Origin of the sequence: Ruegeria arenilitoris, from assembly GCF_013030265.1 — a bacterium.
In the GTDB taxonomy this organism is placed as follows: Bacteria; Pseudomonadota; Alphaproteobacteria; order Rhodobacterales; family Rhodobacteraceae; genus Ruegeria; species Ruegeria arenilitoris_E.
Genome location: NZ_WPZQ01000001.1, coordinates 1 through 18,191, shown reverse-complemented (window position 1 = coordinate 18,191; position 18,191 = coordinate 1). Strand labels below are relative to the sequence as shown.

Sequence of the window (18,191 nt, the reverse complement as noted above, 5' to 3'; positions counted from 1 at the left end):
CGTGATTACCCCTGAACGTCAGGCAGGACCACCCCTGCTTTTTGCAGCGCTTCCCAAATTTTTCGATCCCGATCATAGACATCGCGGCGATACTGCACCTCACCTTTGGGGCCGATATAGGCTGTCCGGTAAATCAAGTGCACCGGAACCGGTTTATCCAGGTTCACCTTGGTTTCTTTACCCGAGCTCAGGATGCGGTGGAAAAACGCTTTGGGATCTTCTTCCTGACGCGCCAGCAAAGCATACGCAAATTCGAATGGCTGCGCCAAACGAATACATCCGTGCGAGAATGCACGCACTTCACGCGCAAACAAGCTCTTTTGCGGCGTATCGTGCAGATAGATATTGTGCTTGTTCGGGAACATGAACTTCACCAAACCAAGTGCATTGCTCTTGCTTGGAGGCTGTCGCATGGCGAACGGAAAGTTCTTAGCCGTGAATTGGGTGAAATCCACCGCCCCTCGGTTTACCTGACGCCCCCGGCGATCGGTGATCTCGATATGACCTACCGCATTCGGATTGGCGCGCAATTTTGGCAGATATTCTTTGGTGATGATCGAGCGTGGCACGTACCAACTCGGGTTAATCACCATATGCTCCATCTCATCCGAGAATTCCGGGCTACGACGATCATGAGTGTTTTTTCCGATAACCGCGCGCGTTTCGAACGTGACGCGACCGTCATCTACGATCTTAGCCGAAAAATCCGCCTGATTTACAAGGATATGGCGTTCGCCCCGTTCACGCGGCAGCCAACGCTCCCGCTCTAGCGCAACGAGTACGGCTTTCAAACGATCCGAGGCCGGACGGTTAAGTTCGGTTATCGTGCCCTGACCAGCAACACCATCAGGCTCCAGGCCATGATCTCGCTGAAAATCCTTCACTGCGGACAGAAGCGTTTTATCGAAAGTCGGGCTGGCAGTCGGCTTCATATACCCCAATGAAACCAATCTGTTGCGAAGCTTAATTACATTCGGCCCACTGTCGCCCAACTCCAGCTTATCAACCGGAACTGTCGATCCCCAACCGCCTTTCGCGATCAGAGCTTCAAGCGCCATTTTCTGCTTCATAAGCGCGCGATATTGCCCGGTCTGAGGCGCCAGCTGCTGAATGTAGGCACCATCTTTAGAAGCCAAGACCGCGTTCAGATGTTCCTCGGCCGGCAGCCGATTGACGGTTCGAACAAGGCCGGGATCAACTTGTGAGGGGCGCAACGCACCCGACTGCACGTCACGCGCGTAATTCAGAAAAACACGGCTGAGCTCAGCCTCTATCTGGCCAAGATCCCTGACCGATTTGGCATCCTGCATTTTCGAGATCAGCGACTGAACATCATATCTGGACGCTGGCAAACCGTGCATTTCCACGTTTGACAGAGCTCTGATCAGAGCCGCACGTCTGGCTGCATGTTCCGGCGTATCGCCAACCCAAACTGGTTCAAAGCCATTGTTGCGATAGAACTCAGCAAGACCAGACCCTGCCGAAGTGCTCTCGGCAACTGACATCTGGAAAGCTGTACTTTGCCCTTCATCGGTTGCTGCCGATGTAAAGGACGCTGAAACCGCAAAACAGGCGGCAAGAAGAAGACTGGTACTTGTCCGAAAGACAGACTGCATGGGATGGCCTTGAATTTTCAATAACTTGTAGATTGCGCTGCTCGCCGAACAAATATGATTTCGGTACCTGCCCTTTGTCCATTCACAAATAGATGACTCTGACCTATCTGTCAGACGCTGATGCGCGTTTGCATCGGACGCCGGAAAAATCGTCGAAATGTGTCATAACTGTGCACACCTGTGTCATATGCGCAAGAAACTGCCGAATATTCCCCCTTGAAAACATGAGTGCGAAAGACTTCTTGGCGGATGATTCCTACTGTGTCATAAATCCCGCATCTGGGGATGGGAAAAAATTAAGAGAGCGCACGTAACATCGTGTGCAGGCAGGAACAGTACGGGACGAAACATAAAATGGCCGAGAGCAGTACTTCGGGGTTGACCCGGCGTGCCCTATTGGGCGCATTTGCGGCAACAGCAGTGGTTGCAGCACCGACTTATTCCAACGCAGCGGGCTTTCTTCGTGGGGGTGGCGATATTCGTCGTATCCGCATGTATTCTGGTCGCACTGGCGAACGTATCGACATGATATATTGGGTCGATGGAAAATACATCAAGGATGCTGTCAAAGAAGTGAACCACTTCATGCGCGATTGGCGTACCGACCAGTCCAAATCAATGGATTTGCGCACAATCGACATCATGGCAGCTTCCCATAACTTGCTGGACGTGAACGAGCCTTATATGCTGCTGTCCGGCTATCGCTCCCCACAAACCAATGCAATGTTGCGCTCGCGCTCGCGCGGGGTAGCGAGAAACTCGCTGCATATGAAGGGCCAGGCAGCTGATCTGCGCCTGTCTTCACGTTCAGTTTCGCAAATGGCCAAAGCAGCTATGTCCTGTCGTGCAGGCGGTGTTGGTCAGTACTACCGCTCGAACTTTGTCCATATGGATTGCGGTGTGGTTCGCAGTTGGCGCGGCTAAGAAACACAAATCGTTAACTGCCTGAAACCCCGGTGTGCCGTACCACCCGGGGTTTTGTTTTATGGATTTGTTCACTTTGGTCTGACTTAGCGCAGTTGTTTCAACCAGAACTGGTAAGTCAAGTGATTGCGGCAGATCACACAAGACTGCGCCCTGCGTCTTCAATCGGAAAAATAGTTGGTCGATGGCGCGCCTCAGAGCTCCACACGATTCGTAAGATTTTGTTATAAGTGCAGTCTATTCCGGCTCAGAAAGTGAGAAGTGAACTTGCATTTATTTTCAACCGATCCTGAAGGTTAGAACCACCGCAACATCTGGCAACATAAGCGCGACGACTCAACTGAAGCATCGCGCGGATAGCCAAAATACTGCCGCATTTCATCGATACGCCCTCTATCAATGCTATTTTAAGTCGATCGGTTCAGGCCTGTCGACGAACGTACTCGGAGAGCACAATGTGTGGATATTGCGGCAGGCCATTGAACCCTGGACTTATCGATAGTTTGAGAAACGATCTCCCGGACAATGTTGTTGCCAATGGCGATACGAACAATGCAGGAAGCACTGCTATGGTAAACGCAGTTGCGGTTGATGCCAGTGGCGGTTGGCAACTGCAGGAATTAGGAAACTTGTTCAAACTCGCTGAATCTGTAACCGCAACCAATGCATGGACTGGCAACGACGAGTTTGTATTTAACGCTCCGGCTCAGGACACCGAAAATGGCGCGTCAGCCAATGGGTTGGATCTCAGGTTGTCCAGTTTGATGGGACAAAAAAGTTCATCATTGTCTTCACAAACCACAGAAACCCCTGAAGCTGTGTTTTGGACTTTTGACACGGTCCCATCATTCGATGACTGGTTTTCCTGAGAGAACTGGCAGAAATACCCAGCACAGGCCACTCGCAATAATGCCCGACCACATAGGTCGGGTGATTGCTCTGATGGGGGGTAACGCCTTCTAGTCTGCACAGAACGAGCCCGAGTTTTGTTCATCGCAACTACGCAAAGACTTTGACCTAGAGAAATCTGGGTTTGGCAACGTCTTCACGCTTTCATCAGTACGGCTGGCTTATGGCTCAACCCGGGACATCCCCCAAGTACCGGTGTCGCAGGCTACCCATTGATTGCTGAGAGCGTTCAGCGAATTGATCGCAACGCTATCCACTTTCAGCATAGAGCCATCGATTACAGCTGCTGTTCTTCATCTCCTAAGAAGTACTGAACCATCTCCCTCACAGACGGGTCGCTAGGTACAATCGACCAAAAAGATCGAACTAGGAATGGATTAAAAAAACAGCTAGAACCAGCGCTCTTAAGTCGCCGATAAATCACATTAATTTAGGGTATATGGCGCACCTGAGAGGATTCGAACCTCTGGCCTCTGCCTTCGGAGGGCAGCGCTCTATCCAGCTGAGCTACAGGTGCCTTGGCCGTTAGCTAACCCTGATACGATCCGGGTGCAACTGAAAATCTGCTCTTGATGCCAAGCTTTTGGCAACATCAGGCGAACAGATCATGGGCAAGCTCCAGTGCGTCGATCAGCGTATCGACCTCATCTGTTGTGTTGTACAGACCAAAGCTGGCGCGGCAGGTGGCCGTCACTCCCAGATGATCCATCAGTGGCCCGGCGCAATGGTGACCAGCACGAACCGCTACGCCTTTTTTGTCGAGAATCGTAGAAACGTCATGCGCGTGCCCTGCCCCGTCCAAAGTGAAGCTGAAGATTGCAGCCTTGTTAGACGTCGTTCCCTGAACCTGTAGCCAGTTCAGCCCGGTAAGGCGCTGCATCGCGTAGTCACGAAGTGAAGATTCGTGCGCCGCGATGTCATCCATCCCTAGCTCCATCATGTAATCAAGCGCTACACCCATCCCTATGGTTTGTACGATGCCGGGAGTACCCGCTTCGAACTTCATTGGTGGGTCGTTGTAGATGACCTGATCTTTGGACACTTCCTTGATCATGTCCCCGCCGCCAATGAAGGGGCGCATCTCGGCCATACGCTCGGATTTGATATAGATCGCACCGGATCCGGACGGACCGTACAGCTTGTGCCCGGTGATCGCGTAGAAGTCGCAGCCAATATCCTGAACGTTGACCGGCATATGCACCGCGGCCTGGCTACCATCCACCAGAACCGGCACGCCTTTGTCATGCGCGCCTTCCGTAATCGCTTTGACGTCCACAACAGTGCCCAGGACATTCGAGCAATGGGTGACCGCAACCAGTTTGGTTTTCGGCCCGATCGCATCAATCACGGCTTGCGGATCCAGGCTTCCATCGGCGTCAACATCAACCCATTTTAATACAACGCCCTGCCGTTCCCGAAGAAAGTGCCACGGGACGATGTTTGCGTGATGCTCCATCACGCTGAGTACAATCTCGTCCCCCGCTTCCATCCGGGGCATGGCCCAACCATAGGCAACCAGATTGATGCCTTCGGTCGTGCCCGAATTCAGGACAATCTCATCCTCATTGGAGACACCCAGAAAACGCGCAACGGTTCCGCGCACGGATTCATACTTCTCAGTAGCGAGGTTGGACAGATAATGAAGCCCTCGATGCACGTTCGAGTACTCATGTGCATAAGCATTCGTCACCGCATCAATCACCACTTGTGGCTTTTGCGCTGATGCGCCGTTGTCGAGATAAGTCAACGGCTTGCCGTTCACCTCTCGTGACAGGATGGGAAAATCGGATCGGATCTTCTGAACGTCATACATGGGCGGGGATTCCCAGCATTGGTCCCCCAACGAGGGACAACAGGATAGTGATAACAACGGCGATAGCCAACGCCGAAAGAACGAGAACACCAAGCGCCTTGAGCGGAGATCCAAAGCGATGGGCCTGATCGATGAAGTGGACCGTGATGTAAAGGCCCAGCAAGAAAGCTGCAAAAGCCAGAATGTCCAACAGCCCGGGAAGGCTGATCAGCAACAACAGGCTGAAGGCCTGAACGGCGACACGCAGAAACTGAAGCCAGACCATCAGTATCATGATGTCATTGAAAGACCCTTTGCCGCCCATCTTTTGGCCGACCTGATAGAATGCGGCGATGCTGACGACCAGCCCACCGCCAACCACGGCGACATACAGGGTGATTGATCCGGCCAGATCCTGCATATCAGGGTCGCTTACGGGGTATAGGACGTTTGACAGAACCTGAAGCAAGGTGTTCAGAACAACGGCAAGCGCCAAAGCCACCCACAGCGCCTCGCGGTTCATATTCAGAGTCAACAACCTCCGCGCAGCTTCGGCGGGGTCTTTGACTGTCAGCAAAGCCAGATTACCCAATACGGCGACATTCATGCGGCAGGCCCTTGTGCTTGTCTGAAACCGGAGAACCAGAACCACACAAAAACCACAACCCACAAAAGACCCGCAGCCGTTTGCGCCGGTCCCGGTCCGATAAACCCGGCGATCAGGCCATTCAGCAGAACTAAAGGCGCTGAGGCCAAGAGCGCCCAGAACAAAGCAAGCCGGGCGCCATAGGATGTGCTTTTGCCTCCTACAAGCTTCGCCCCGAGATACGAAATCCAAGCCAGAAAATAGAACATCAACGGCAGGATGAAGACCGATCCCAGTAGCGCCCCGCCCAAGAGCATGTTGAGTTCAAGATTCTCAAGATGGGCGCGCCGGGCTAGACCGGGCAGCTGAGCAATAAAGCCAACCACGCAGAAAGCCATCACAAACGCTAGCGCTCGATCTTCGCGTGGCCCCATATCCAACAGGCGCCGCACCACACGGCCCGGCCCCCGATATGTGGCCACGATATCTGTGGTAACAGGCATTAGCCGCGCCGCGCCAGCCAGCCTTCCAGGCGCGTCACGATGTCTTCGGCCAGCGACTGATCTTCTATCTCATCCACGGCTTCTGCCAAAAACGCCAGCGTCAGCATATTTGTGGCGTCTTTCACGGGAACACCGCGCGAGCGCAAATAGAACAATGCTGTCTCGTCGATCGCACCCGAAGTGGAACCATGCGAGCAGGCAACATCATCGGCGTAAATCTCGAGTTCGGGCTTGGCCAAGAACTGACTGTCGTCATCCAAAAGTAGCGACTGGCTGATCTGATAACCATCTGTTTTCTGGGCACCTTCTTTCACAAGGATCTTGCCCTGAAACACACCAGTGGCACCGTTTCGCAGAACCTTCTTGAACACCTGCCGGCTTTCGCAGTTCACCGCATCATGGGTGATGAAAACCGTATCGTCGTGATGAAAGTCGCCATCTCCGACGCAAGCGCCTGCGACATGGGCGATCGCATCGTCGCCCGTCAGCTCGACCACTTGTTCGTTGCGTGTCAGCACACCATTCACGGTAAGCGTAAATGATTTATAGACCGACTCTTTGCCCAGTCGCGTAAACATATGTGTTGCAGCACGGCGCTGATGATCGCGGCCCTGCGCTCGCACATGATGCAATGCTCCACCGTCGGCAATATCGATTTCCATGCACTTGTTAAAACGAGATGCAGCTGGACCATTTTCAAGGATCGTGACTTCGGCACCACTTTCAACGCGGACGATATGGTGCAGGATCGCATCCGATGTTTCCGATGCATGACGGTAGATCAGGCTGATCGGCTTCGACGGCTTACCTGTAACATGGATCGCAACACCATCGGTGGCAAAAGCGGTATTCAGCGCTGCCAGAGGGCGCTCGACCGGTGATTGACCACGAGCTTCCAGTACTCCGTAGAGCTCTTTGGCCCAATGAATGTCCTTGCAGCAAATATCCTCAAGACGATCGATGCTAACGCCTTCCAGCGACAGATCATCTGATGCCTCGGCAATGAATACCCCATCGATGAAAACGATCTTCAACCGGTCAAATCCATCGAACATCATGGGTTCGTCGGATTTGAACAAGGCGGCCGGAGTAGCTTCTGGGGACACCAGAGTATCGGGATGTGTGTACTTCCAATACTCGTCCCTGCGGCTCGGCAGGCCCATTTCACGAACACGTGCAAGCGCTGCTTCGCGGGCAGCGCGCGTGCAACCGGCTTCGGGCAGGCTCAGCGTTGCCAGCCGAGCCTCAGTCGCGTTTTGTTTGACTTCGGGCAAGGCCATCAGTTCACCTCAGCAAGGATGTCGGCGTAGCCGTTGTTTTCAACCTCAAGTGCCAGATCAGGACCACCAGTTTTGACGATACGACCATCTGCCATGATGTGCACAACGTCCGGTTTGATGTGATCCAGCAGTCGCTGATAGTGGGTAATGACAAGGAAGCCACGGCCTTCGTTACGCAATGCGTTTACACCTTCGGCCACTAGTTTCATCGCATCGACATCCAGACCCGAGTCTGTCTCGTCCAGGATGCACATCTTGGGCTCAAGCATCGCCATCTGAAGAATCTCGTTGCGTTTCTTTTCACCGCCCGAAAAGCCAACATTGACCGGACGCTTGAGCATGTCAGCGTCGATCTTCAAGGATTTGGCCTTTGCGCGAACTTCCTTGAGGAAATCTGTCGCAGACAGTTCTTCTTCTCCACGCGCCTTGCGCTGAGCATTTACGGCTGTACGCAGGAAGGTCATGTTGCCAACGCCGGGAATTTCAACCGGGTATTGGAAAGCAAGGAAAACACCCGCTGCCGCGCGCTCTTCCGGTTCCATCTCCAACAGGTCTTCCCCGTTCAGAGTTGCTGAACCTTCGGTAACTTCATAGCCGTCACGCCCGGACAGCACGTAGCTAAGCGTCGACTTACCCGAACCGTTCGGCCCCATGATCGCGTGCACTTTGCCAGCTTCGACAGTCAGGTCGACGCCTTTGAGGATTTGCTTGTCTTCTTCCTCAAGTTTCACGTGCAGGTTTTTGATTTCCAGCATTTTTTCCTCACATACTTCGATGCCGTCTGATTTGGCGGCTTTATCTGATTGATCTCTGCAGGCCCGGGCCGTCACATCTCTGACCGAGATGAGACTGCCGCAGCAGAAACCATTGGTTTGAAAGAATCTTGTCAGTTACAGCGCCATCGACTGGCATCTGCAGATAAGTGTCAGTGATCGGCTCTGAGCTTTCCTCGATCAGTCGAAGGCGATCACTATACTGAACAGTCGAATACTTGATGGTTCGGTTTGCTTTTTCACCATTTCCACCCAGTCCGGCCCATACACCTGCTCGAACGAGTCTGGGTAAGCCCATACGGCATTGTGGAACGTGAACGTGGTTGCCATCATAGCCAATGCACTTGTCCGAGCGAATTCTTTCTGCCTGCCGTTCAACAGGAACGAAATCAGAAAGATCGCGGCCATAGCCAGAACAATACTGATCAGATCCTGAGAACCGGCTTTTGGATCGCCCGGCACGCCGATCATCTGAAACTGGATATAGCGCGAAAGGAAGACCGCCCCGACTCCCAGCAGAAACGCTCCGATGAATGAAATCGGATATGAAAGGCGATGCCAGATGGTGTCCCCTGACCGCCGAGATGTGCCTTTTAACGCTTCCTCCGCCCGGGCATTGATGCGTTCGACGCGTGATTGGAAGGCTGACTTTTGTTCTTCTATCATCGACGCGTCTACCAAATTCACAAACTCTATATCCGCGTCTGGATACCAAGCGTTGGAACGGCAGGCAAATCACCATTTTAGGGTGAGCCAACAATTGCTGTTGCAATGCTGACGCGACTCCGCCCGGCACTGCGCAAGCCACCGTGCGGACAGCCGAACGCGGCGCAGAGCCAGTTATGGTCCGGGTGTCCAACATAGCGAATTAGCCTACAGATCCTTCAAGACTGATGGCGACCAGTTGCTGGGCTTCCATCGCAAACTCCATCGGCAATGCCTGAAGAACGTCTTTGCAGAACCCGTTGACGACCAGTGCGACGGCCTCTTCCTCGTCCATACCGCGCTGGCGGCAATAGAACAGTTGATCATCGTCAACTTTCGAGGTTGTGGCCTCGTGCTCCACCCGGCTCGAGTTATTCTTTACTTCAATGTAAGGCACCGTATGGGCACCGCATTTGTCGCCGATCAACAGCGAGTCACACTGGGTATAATTGCGACTGTCCTTGGCTTTGGGGTGCATCGACACCAGCCCACGATAGGTGTTCTGCGCCTTACCGGCACTGATGCCTTTCGAGACAATCCGCGACTTGGTGTTCTTACCCAAATGCACCATCTTGGTGCCGGTATCAGCCTGCTGATAGTTGTTGGTGATGGCGATCGAGTAGAATTCACCCTGGCTTTCATTGCCGCGCAATATGCAGGATGGGTACTTCCAGGTTACCGCAGAACCTGTCTCGACCTGTGTCCACATCACTTTGGACCGATCACCCCGGCAATCGGCGCGCTTGGTCACAAAGTTGTAAATGCCGCCTTTGCCGTTTTCATCCCCGGGGAACCAGTTCTGAACCGTCGAGTACTTAACCTCGGCATCTTCCTCGATAATGATCTCAACCACGGCTGCGTGCAGCTGTGCTGTATCCCGCTGTGGTGCTGTACAACCTTCGAGATACGAAACGTAAGAGCCCTTGTCGGCGATGATCAGAGTGCGTTCGAACTGACCTGTGTTTTCCGCGTTGATACGGAAATAGGTGCTCAGTTCCATCGGACAGCGCACGCCAGGCGGTACGTAGACAAACGATCCATCTGAGAACACAGCCGAGTTCAGGGTTGCATAGAAGTTGTCAGAAACAGGAACCACAGATCCCAGATACTTTTTAACAAGTTCCGGATGCTCACGGATCGCCTCCGAGATCGAGCAGAAAATTACACCATGTCTTTTCAGCTCATCCTGGAAAGTCGTACCAACCGACACCGAGTCAAATACCGCGTCCACAGCAACCTTGCGGCCCTCTGCGGGCGCATCCTCTGCACCTTCCACACCAGCCAGAATCATCTGTTCTTTCAGCGGGATACCAAGCTTTTCGTAAGTCGCCAGAAGCTTGGGATCGACTTCATCCAAAGATTTCGGCTTCTCCTCCATCGATTTTGGACGGGCATAGTAATACTGGTCCTGAAAATCGATCTTCGGATAGTGAACCATGGCCCAGTTCGGTTCTTCCTTCTGGGTCCAGCGTTCAAACGCTGCAAGGCGCCACTCGGTCATCCACTCGGGTTCGTCGTTTTTTTCTGAGATCAGGCGAACGATATCGGGGTTTACGCCCTTTGGCGCATACTCCATCTCGATATCGGTATCCCAACCGTATTTATAGGTTCCGACCTCGCGTACCGCATCAACGGTTTCCTGATCGACACCTTCTTTTACCTGGGTCTGGTCCAAAGCGGCCATGACTCACCCTCCGTCAGATCACGCGGCGCGCGCGCGATGCTTTTTCTCTTTCTCAAGCCACGTTTCCGCGAAACGCAGCACATCTTCTTCGGTCGTCTGAGAGCCCAGCGAAACGCGGATCGCGCTGGCTGCTGTCACCTCATCATATCCCATCGCGGTTAGTACCGCGCTGGCCCGGACCTTGCCGCTGGAACATGCTGAACCTGCGCTGATCGCAAATCCGGACAAATCCATCTGCATCACTTGTGTTTCACCCTTCCACCCGGGTGTCGCAAAACACAAAGTGTTCGGGAGGCGATCCCGACCTTTCCCGACAAAAATAGTAGCTTTAGAACCGGCCTCAAGGGCCTTTTCTAGAATATTTCTAAGTTCTGCAACCTTTTCCCAAACGCCATCTGCCAAATCCTGGGTAGCCGCTTCAGCTGCAGCACCGAACCCTGCAATTCCAATGACATTTTCCGTGCCTGAACGACGCCCCATTTCCTGACCACCGCCCTTGATCTGAGCGGCCAAGTCGGTTCCGCGCTTCATCACGACTGCGCCAACCCCTTTGGGTCCACCCAATTTATGGGCGGAAATCAATGCCATCTGCGCACCCAGCCAGTTGAAAGCCACTGGCAGTTTCCCAAAGGCCTGCGTCGCATCCGTCACTGCGATGCCCTGCGGTAGCTTTTGGATGATCCCAGTCTCGGAATTTGCAAGCTGAAGCGTCGAATCCTTAGGGTCAGGTACATCGACCACCCCAAGACTTGAAACTGAAAGATCTTCAACAGACCAAGCCCTTACAGCATCATGCTCAACAGCCGCGCCATTCAGGTTACGCCCAGCCATTGTCAAAGCGGCACCCTCGGTAGATCCGGATGTAAAGACGATATCTGCACCATCCGCGCCAAACGCTGAAGCAATCTGTGCCCTGGCCTTTTCAACCACTGCCTTGGCTGCCCGACCTTCGGCATGAACAGAAGACGGGTTACCACACACTTCCATGGCAGCAATCATTGCGGACCGCGCTTCGGGTCTGAGCGGCGTCGTAGCGTTATGATCCAGATAAACACGATTCATGGATGCATCTTTTCCTGCGAAAAACCTGTCCGGACTTTATGCTCAACCCCTAAACTCATCAGTCATCAACGACCGAAAACAAGTTGGGCACCGCAGGACATGGCGCAAGATCGTTCTTGATCACATCAGACAACCGTGTCTGATGCAGGAAAACATAAACATGAGCACTGAGGCTCTCCCACAAACGGTTTGTCAGTGACTGTGCCCGACTGCCCGATGATCCACCTGAGGCACCAGCCCCCTTGTGCATTGCATCGACGGTCTCATCAACGGCAGCCAGAATCTCAACCACGCGAATCTCGGACGCCGGACGCGCAAGCCTGTAACCGCCACCCGGTCCGCGCACAGAAGCAACCAACTCGGCGCGGCGAAGCTTAACGAACAACTGCTCGAGATACGGCAGGGAAATATCCTGACGTTCGGAAATTTCACCCAACGTGACCAGCGAATCTGAAGGCTGTAGCGCGATATCGGCCAGTGCGACCATCGCATAACGACCCTTGGTCGATAGCTTCATTTGTCTTCCCTCGTGGCAAGTATCGCGCGAAAACATTGACGCCGCCGCAGCCAGTGCGTATCTCCCACTGACAGCGTCTTCACGCTATGTATCGTAATTAGAACCGTTCTAAGGTGCCTGACGGATATCGTCAAGTATATCCCGGGGCCATAAGAGAAAAAGACAGGACCAAAGCACACATGCCCGAGGTGATTTTTCCCGGACCCGAAGGCCGTCTGGAAGGCCGCTACCACCCGCAAAAGGAAAAAGACGCACCGATCGCCATCGTGCTTCACCCGCATCCACAGTTTGGCGGGACCATGAACAACAAGGTGGTCTACAATCTGCACTATGCGTTCTACAACATGGGCTTTACCGTGTTGCGCTTTAATTTCCGCGGCGTTGGCCGCAGTCAGGGTGAATACGATCAAGGCGTCGGAGAGCTAAGCGATGCCGCTTCGGCGCTCGACTACCTGCAGTCGATGAACAACAACTCCAAGCATTGCTGGGTTGCCGGTTTCTCGTTTGGTGCGTGGATCGGAATGCAATTGCTGATGCGTCGCCCTGAAATTACCGGTTTCATCAGCGTCTCGCCACCAGCGAACATGTATGACTTTTCATTCCTCGCACCCTGCCCGTCATCCGGCCTGATCATCAACGGATCAGCAGATCGCGTGGCACCGCCCGCCGATACCACCACTCTGGTCAGCAAGCTGCACGAGCAAAAAGGTATCACGATCACACATACCGAAGTCGAAGGCGCAGACCACTTCTTCCAGGATCGTCACATGGACACGCTGATTGATCACACCACGGAATATGTGAAGCGTCGTTTGACAGAGAACACACGCTGATGTCGGACACCATCACAACCCTGGCCTCGAAACTGGCCGAGGACACGATGAAAGTGATGGATGAAACCGGTCAGGACCGGTTCTACGTCGAAGTTGGTGAACTGCTGGGCGCGTCCTCGCAGTCTCTTGAAGAGGCGTATCTGACCGAGATTCGCGTACGTCTGGCCGAACGCAAGGCCAGACAATTCGTAATCAAGCGGTTGTCCGACCATCGCTCAAAACTGAAGGCCATAGAAAAACAATGAATGACCGTTTGCCTGCACAGATCGCTTTCCTGAAACAGGCAGACAAACTGAAATCGGTCGAGCGGGCGAATGTCCTGCTCGATCAATCCCGACCCGAGAACTCTGCCGAACACAGTTGGCACCTGACCCTTTGGGCGCTGGTCATGGAGCCGCTTGCGGAGAAAGATGTCAGTATCAACCGGGTGATTCAAATGCTGCTGCTTCATGATCTGGTCGAGATCCTGGTGGGTGATCACCCAATCCATCTGAAAACTGATTGGCAGGCCGTGGCACTGGCTGAAAACAAAGCCGCAGAAGAGTTGTTTGGCATTCTCCCCGAGGATCAAGCGATTGCGTTACTGAACCTCTGGCGCGAGTTTGAGGAAGACAAAACACCAGACGCCCGCTTTGCCAAAATTCTGGATCGTTGCCAGCCATTGTTTCAAGTACTGTGCGCCGGTGAGCCGCGCCCTGATCATCTGGACGTTGTGCAGAGCAATCTGGATGGTGGACGCGCCGCCTATCTCGAATACGCTTTTCCATGTGCCTATGGGCACGCCCGGCAGCTGTATTCCGGGGGTACGCCGACAGACACTAATCCGTTCGCACAACGTCTTCCGTTTCTCACAGAGGCCGATCAACTAAAGTCTGTACAGCGCGCTTCACGATTGTTGTCCGGCGTCCGCTTTGAAAACTCGGCCGAGCACTCGTGGCACATAATGCTGCATGCATGGGTTTTGGCGGAATACGCAGAACCCACGGTTAAAACTGACCGGGTTCTCAAAATGCTACTACTGCATGACATTGTAGAAATCGATGCAGGCGACCATCCGATCCACGGGCAGGTTGATCACGCAGCCCAGGCCGCCAAAGAAGAAGCTGCTGCATCGCGATTGTTTGGCATGCTTCCTGCGGATCAATACGAAGAGTTTCTAGCCTTGTGGCATGAATTTGAAGCCGCAGAGACGCCTGATGCCCGGTTCGCCAAAGCAGTTGACCGGATTCAAACACCGATTGCCAATCTGGAAACGGGCGGCGGATCGTGGATCGATTACGATGTAACCTTGGAACAGATTGAGAGCCGGGTTGGAACATCTGTACACCGGGGCTCACCAAAGCTCTGGGCGTGGCTCAGGCCGCAGCTTGAGGATTTTTTCTCAAACTTCAAACCCGCTGCCAGTTAGTTTCAGAATAGAAAAAGAGGCCCGAAAGCCTCTTTATCCTTTACCCGGCAGACGCCTAAACCGCTGTATCATCAAACCGTTCAACCATCTGGGCTGCATCAATTTCGACGGACCCCCCGCCAGCAAGCCACCCAAGCGCCACAATAAGAGCCGAAGCAAAAATGACGTATTTAGCAAATTTCGTCATGACAAACACTCGTTAAACTTAAAATCAAAAACATCTAAATAATAACATAACTCACCAAGTCCTCATAGTCGGGATTACCTGACCTCACGGAAGATATCTTTAAATATGCAGTGACAGAAAGCGATCAACGGTCAAACGAATCCGCTTGCCCAGCATTCCGGTTTCGTGCTCAAGCTTGCGCGAAAATCAGCGAGAAGGTTCTGCCCGGTGCCCAAAGCTTATCTGATCCTATTACTGGCTGTTGTCGCCGAAACCATTGGAACAACAGCCCTTCAGGCAAGCCAGCAATTTACCCGCTTCTGGCCATCTGTCCTTGTTGTATTTGGCTATGGATGCGCGTTTTACCTGATGGCTCTCACACTCAAGGTCATGCCGGTTGGCATCGTCTATGCGATCTGGTCAGGTCTGGGAATTTTCCTTATCGCGCTGATTGGATTTATCGTTTTTGGACAAAGGCTGGATTGGCCAGCCGTATTCGGCCTGACAATGATCATGGCCGGAATTCTGGTTATTCACCTGTTTTCGAAGACAGCAGGTCACTGACCGCCGGTTAGGGCTGGTATATTTGTTCGCGTCGCGTTATGCGCGCGGCAACTTCCCGTTCAAAGGCTGACCTCTCATGGACCTGCGCAATATCGCAATCATCGCTCACGTTGACCACGGCAAGACGACTTTGGTCGATGAGCTGCTTAAACAATCCGGTGCATTCCGGGAAAATCAGGCCGTGGCCGAGCGCGCCATGGACAGCAACGATCTTGAGCGTGAGCGCGGCATCACCATTCTTGCCAAAGCGACTTCGGTCGAATGGAAAGGCACGCGGATCAACATCGTCGACACCCCCGGTCACGCCGACTTTGGCGGCGAAGTAGAACGTATTCTCAGCATGGTCGATGGTGTTGTCCTGCTGGTGGATGCTGCCGAAGGTCCGATGCCGCAAACCAAGTTCGTGACCTCCAAGGCGCTGGCGCTGGGCCTGCGTCCCATCGTGGTACTCAACAAGGTCGACAAGCCTGACGCCGAACCTGACCGCGCGCTGGACGAATGTTTCGACCTGTTTGCGAACTTGGGGGCCGACGATGACCAGTTGGACTTCCCTGCCATGTACGCCTCGGGTCGTTCGGGCTGGGCAGATATGGAGCTGGACGGGCCGCGTAAGGACCTGACCGCCCTGTTCGATCTCGTCGTCGATCACGTTCCTGCCCCGAAACAGGCCGAAAAGAAAGACGAACCCTTCCGCATGCTGGCCACCACACTGGGCAGCGACCCTTTTATCGGTCGCATCCTGACCGGCCGTGTTGAAAGTGGCACGCTGAAAGCCGGTGACAGCCTCAAGGCGCTGAGCCGCGACGGCACGCTGATCGAGAATTTCCGCGCGTCAAAGATCCTGGCCTTCCGTGGTCTAGCGCAACAGCCCATCGACGTAGCCGAAGCCGGTGACATCGTCACCATTGCTGGCATGAGCAAAGCAACCGTGGCCGACTCGCTGGTATCGCCGCAGGTCGAAGAAGCCCTGCCCGCGCAGCCTATTGATCCACCAACGATCACCGTGACCTTTGGCATCAACGACTCGCCTCTGGCTGGACGCGATGGCAAAAAGGTTCAGTCGCGTGTGATCCGTGATCGACTGATGAAAGAAGCTGAATCGAACGTCGCAATCCGCATCACAGACACTCCGGGCGGCGAAGCCTTCGAAGTCGCTGGCCGTGGTGAATTGCAGATGGGTGTTCTGATCGAGAACATGCGCCGCGAAGGCTTTGAGCTCAGCATCTCGCGTCCGCAGGTTCTGTTCCGCGAGGAAGACGGACAGCGTCTGGAGCCCATCGAAGAAGTCACAATTGATGTGGACGACGAATACTCGGGGGCGGTTATCGAAAAGATCACCGGCGCCCGCAAAGGTGAACTGGTCGAGATGCGCCCCGCTGGCGCTGGCAAAACCCGCATCATCGCGCATGTGCCTTCACGCGGCCTGATCGGCTATCACGGTGAGTTCCTGACCGACACCCGCGGCACCGGCGTTCTGAACCGCGTCTTCCATGGTTGGGCGGCACACAAGGGCCCTATCCCCGGCCGTCGTGCAGGGGTTCTGATCTCGATGGAGAATGGCCAGGCTGTCGCCTACGCCCTCTGGAACCTCGAAGAGCGTGGTCGCATGTTTGTTGGCCCGCAGACAGATGTCTATCAGGGCATGGTCATTGGCGAGCATTCGCGTGATAACGATCTGGAAGTGAACCCTCTGAAGGGCAAGAAACTGACGAACGTACGCGCCAGCGGATCTGACGACGCAGTAAGACTCACTCCGCATGTTCAGTTCTCGTTGGAAGAGGCGATTGCTTATATCGACGATGATGAACTGGTAGAGGTCACACCAAATGCCATTCGTCTGCGAAAGCGGTTTCTTGACCCCCACGAACGCAAACGCATGGCTAAATCAGCCTGATTTAAGGCAATTTCATGCCGGACAGTTTGGAAACAATGGCACACCTGTGACATTTTTTCATCCATTCTGAAAATGATCAGAAACCGAAGGCCTGCCGCTACGTCAGGTCTTCTTTCTGATTTCTATGAATAATCTACTTAAAGGTGAGTCAACTTTAACGGAATCCCTCAAGTACGCCCTTGTAAATCCGGCCGGACAAAGGTGTATTTATGTCCAAAGTGTGACGTTGTTCATAAACGCCGATGGTTTAACGGTGCATAAGGCAACGGAGTAGGTAAAGAGTTTCAAGGAGAGGCGCTATGCGCATCAAACCGCGTTTGTTATCTTTCGTTTTTGCTTCCGCGACATTTCCCCTGCTGGCCGGTGGTGCAACACAAGCAGCCGAGAAATGTACGGTTCGAACAGCTAAGCAATCAGTTTCAACCGAAACACTCTGCGCATGTACTGTCGTTGACGCGCGTATGTTGCGTTACATTCAGCGGCGCGCTGACTTCGAGGACATTCTTGCCCGCACCTTGAAAACCTGCCCGGGCTTTGCAGCGGTGCTCACCGACTTTCCAACAGCAACAGTTTCAGCGACCGATCAGCGGTCTGGTGACGGTCGGGCGAACGAAGATGATGAAGATGTCGTTGGCAGCGGCACCGGTGGTGGAACTGGCGGCAGTGGTTCGGGTGGCAGCGGCTCAGGCGGCAGCGGCTCGGGTGGCGGCTCCGGTGGGAGCGGTGGAGTAACTCCAACTGGCGGCGGTTCTGGCGGCAGCGGTGGTTCTGGCGGCAGCGGTGGCTCCGGTGGCAGCGGCGGTTCCGGCGGCAGCGGTGGTTCCGGCGGCAGCGGTGGCTCCGGTGGCAGCGGCGGTTCCGGCGGTAGCGGTGGTTCCGGCGGCAGCGGCGGTTCCGGCGGCAGCGGCGGTTCCGGCGGCAGCGGTGGTTCCGGCGGCAGCGGTGGTTCCGGCGGTAGCGGTGGTTCCGGCGGCA

General features: G+C 54.1%; 19 protein-coding genes and 1 tRNA gene. 8 read left to right on the top strand and 12 right to left on the bottom strand.

What is annotated here, in order from left to right; genetic code table 11:
• Nucleotides 1–5: 5 nt before the first annotated feature.
• Nucleotides 6–1,616, bottom strand: a complete 1,611-nt coding sequence (locus GOX61_RS00095; RefSeq protein WP_170330358.1) for a L,D-transpeptidase family protein — start codon at nt 1,614–1,616, stop codon at nt 6–8.
• Nucleotides 1,617–1,970: 354 nt separating this feature from the next.
• On the opposite strand from GOX61_RS00095, the gene GOX61_RS00090 reads away from it, so the two are divergent.
• Nucleotides 1,971–2,540, top strand: a complete 570-nt coding sequence (locus tag GOX61_RS00090) for a YcbK family protein (protein ID WP_155143140.1) — start codon at nt 1,971–1,973, stop codon at nt 2,538–2,540.
• Between the two features lie 455 nt (nt 2,541–2,995).
• The gene (locus GOX61_RS00085; protein ID WP_170330356.1) at nt 2,996–3,409 is read left to right on the top strand and encodes a hypothetical protein; all 414 of its coding nucleotides are present in this window, start codon (nt 2,996–2,998) and stop codon (nt 3,407–3,409) included.
• Nucleotides 3,410–3,889: 480 nt separating this feature from the next.
• On the opposite strand, the gene GOX61_RS00080 is transcribed toward GOX61_RS00085, so the two are convergent.
• From GOX61_RS00080 to GOX61_RS00035, 10 genes are all read right to left on the bottom strand, one after another.
• Nucleotides 3,890–3,966 (bottom strand) — tRNA-Arg (locus tag GOX61_RS00080).
• A 75-nt stretch (nt 3,967–4,041) separates the two neighbouring features.
• The gene (locus GOX61_RS00075; RefSeq protein ID WP_170330354.1) at nt 4,042–5,262 is read right to left on the bottom strand and encodes a cysteine desulfurase; all 1,221 of its coding nucleotides are present in this window, start codon (nt 5,260–5,262) and stop codon (nt 4,042–4,044) included.
• The gene (locus GOX61_RS00070) at nt 5,255–5,848 is read right to left on the bottom strand and encodes a YIP1 family protein (protein ID WP_155143137.1); all 594 of its coding nucleotides are present in this window, start codon (nt 5,846–5,848) and stop codon (nt 5,255–5,257) included. Before GOX61_RS00070 ends, GOX61_RS00075 begins: the two co-directional genes overlap by 8 nt.
• The gene (locus GOX61_RS00065; RefSeq protein ID WP_170330352.1) at nt 5,845–6,330 is read right to left on the bottom strand and encodes a YIP1 family protein; all 486 of its coding nucleotides are present in this window, start codon (nt 6,328–6,330) and stop codon (nt 5,845–5,847) included. Before GOX61_RS00065 ends, GOX61_RS00070 begins: the two co-directional genes overlap by 4 nt.
• Nucleotides 6,330–7,610 (bottom strand): Fe-S cluster assembly protein SufD, encoded by a 1,281-nt coding sequence (gene sufD / locus GOX61_RS00060; RefSeq protein WP_170330350.1) that lies wholly within the window; start codon nt 7,608–7,610, stop codon nt 6,330–6,332. Before sufD ends, GOX61_RS00065 begins: the two co-directional genes overlap by 1 nt.
• Complete coding sequence (gene sufC, locus GOX61_RS00055) at nt 7,610–8,365, bottom strand: Fe-S cluster assembly ATPase SufC (RefSeq protein ID WP_170330348.1); 756 nt, start codon at nt 8,363–8,365, stop codon at nt 7,610–7,612. Before sufC ends, sufD begins: the two co-directional genes overlap by 1 nt.
• A 198-nt stretch (nt 8,366–8,563) precedes the next feature.
• Nucleotides 8,564–9,049: a hypothetical protein gene (locus tag GOX61_RS00050; protein WP_170330346.1), complete on the bottom strand. Its 486-nt coding sequence runs from the start codon at nt 9,047–9,049 to the stop codon at nt 8,564–8,566.
• 202 nt (nt 9,050–9,251) lie between these two features.
• Entirely contained in the window at nt 9,252–10,772 is a 1,521-nt protein-coding gene (gene sufB, locus GOX61_RS00045) for a Fe-S cluster assembly protein SufB (protein ID WP_170330344.1), read from the bottom strand.
• An 18-nt stretch (nt 10,773–10,790) separates the two neighbouring features.
• Nucleotides 10,791–11,834: a cysteine desulfurase family protein gene (locus GOX61_RS00040; protein ID WP_170330342.1), complete on the bottom strand. Its 1,044-nt coding sequence runs from the start codon at nt 11,832–11,834 to the stop codon at nt 10,791–10,793.
• A 58-nt stretch (nt 11,835–11,892) separates the two neighbouring features.
• Nucleotides 11,893–12,351 carry an Rrf2 family transcriptional regulator gene (locus tag GOX61_RS00035; protein WP_170330340.1) on the bottom strand — a complete coding sequence of 153 codons (459 nt, stop codon included), beginning with the start codon at nt 12,349–12,351 and terminating at the stop codon, nt 11,893–11,895.
• 179 nt (nt 12,352–12,530) lie between these two features.
• On the opposite strand from GOX61_RS00035, the gene GOX61_RS00030 reads away from it, so the two are divergent.
• Genes GOX61_RS00030 through GOX61_RS00020 form a run of 3 tightly spaced genes read left to right on the top strand, consistent with a single transcriptional unit; the run spans nt 12,531 to nt 14,592 of the window.
• Complete coding sequence (locus GOX61_RS00030; RefSeq protein ID WP_155143131.1) at nt 12,531–13,184, top strand: alpha/beta hydrolase; 654 nt, start codon at nt 12,531–12,533, stop codon at nt 13,182–13,184.
• Nucleotides 13,184–13,429, top strand: coding sequence for a hypothetical protein (locus GOX61_RS00025; protein ID WP_155143130.1), 246 nt, complete (start codon nt 13,184–13,186; stop codon nt 13,427–13,429). The genes GOX61_RS00030 and GOX61_RS00025 overlap by 1 nt, the downstream gene beginning before the upstream one ends.
• Complete coding sequence (locus GOX61_RS00020) at nt 13,426–14,592, top strand: HD domain-containing protein (RefSeq protein WP_170330338.1); 1,167 nt, start codon at nt 13,426–13,428, stop codon at nt 14,590–14,592. The genes GOX61_RS00025 and GOX61_RS00020 overlap by 4 nt, the downstream gene beginning before the upstream one ends.
• 55 nt (nt 14,593–14,647) lie before the next feature.
• On the opposite strand, the gene GOX61_RS22515 is transcribed toward GOX61_RS00020, so the two are convergent.
• Nucleotides 14,648–14,779 carry a hypothetical protein gene (locus GOX61_RS22515; RefSeq protein WP_256372778.1) on the bottom strand — a complete coding sequence of 44 codons (132 nt, stop codon included), beginning with the start codon at nt 14,777–14,779 and terminating at the stop codon, nt 14,648–14,650.
• A 207-nt stretch (nt 14,780–14,986) separates the two neighbouring features.
• Between GOX61_RS22515 and GOX61_RS00015 the strand changes: the two genes are divergently transcribed.
• The 3 genes from GOX61_RS00015 to GOX61_RS22325 form a co-directional block, all read left to right on the top strand.
• Nucleotides 14,987–15,322 (top strand): DMT family transporter, encoded by a 336-nt coding sequence (locus GOX61_RS00015; protein WP_170330336.1) that lies wholly within the window; start codon nt 14,987–14,989, stop codon nt 15,320–15,322.
• 76 nt (nt 15,323–15,398) lie between these two features.
• The gene (gene typA / locus GOX61_RS00010; RefSeq protein ID WP_155143127.1) at nt 15,399–17,216 is read left to right on the top strand and encodes a translational GTPase TypA; all 1,818 of its coding nucleotides are present in this window, start codon (nt 15,399–15,401) and stop codon (nt 17,214–17,216) included.
• 299 nt (nt 17,217–17,515) lie between these two features.
• A partial coding sequence (locus GOX61_RS22325) for a hypothetical protein (RefSeq protein ID WP_217353724.1) occupies nt 17,516–18,191 on the top strand: 676 nt, incomplete at its 3' end.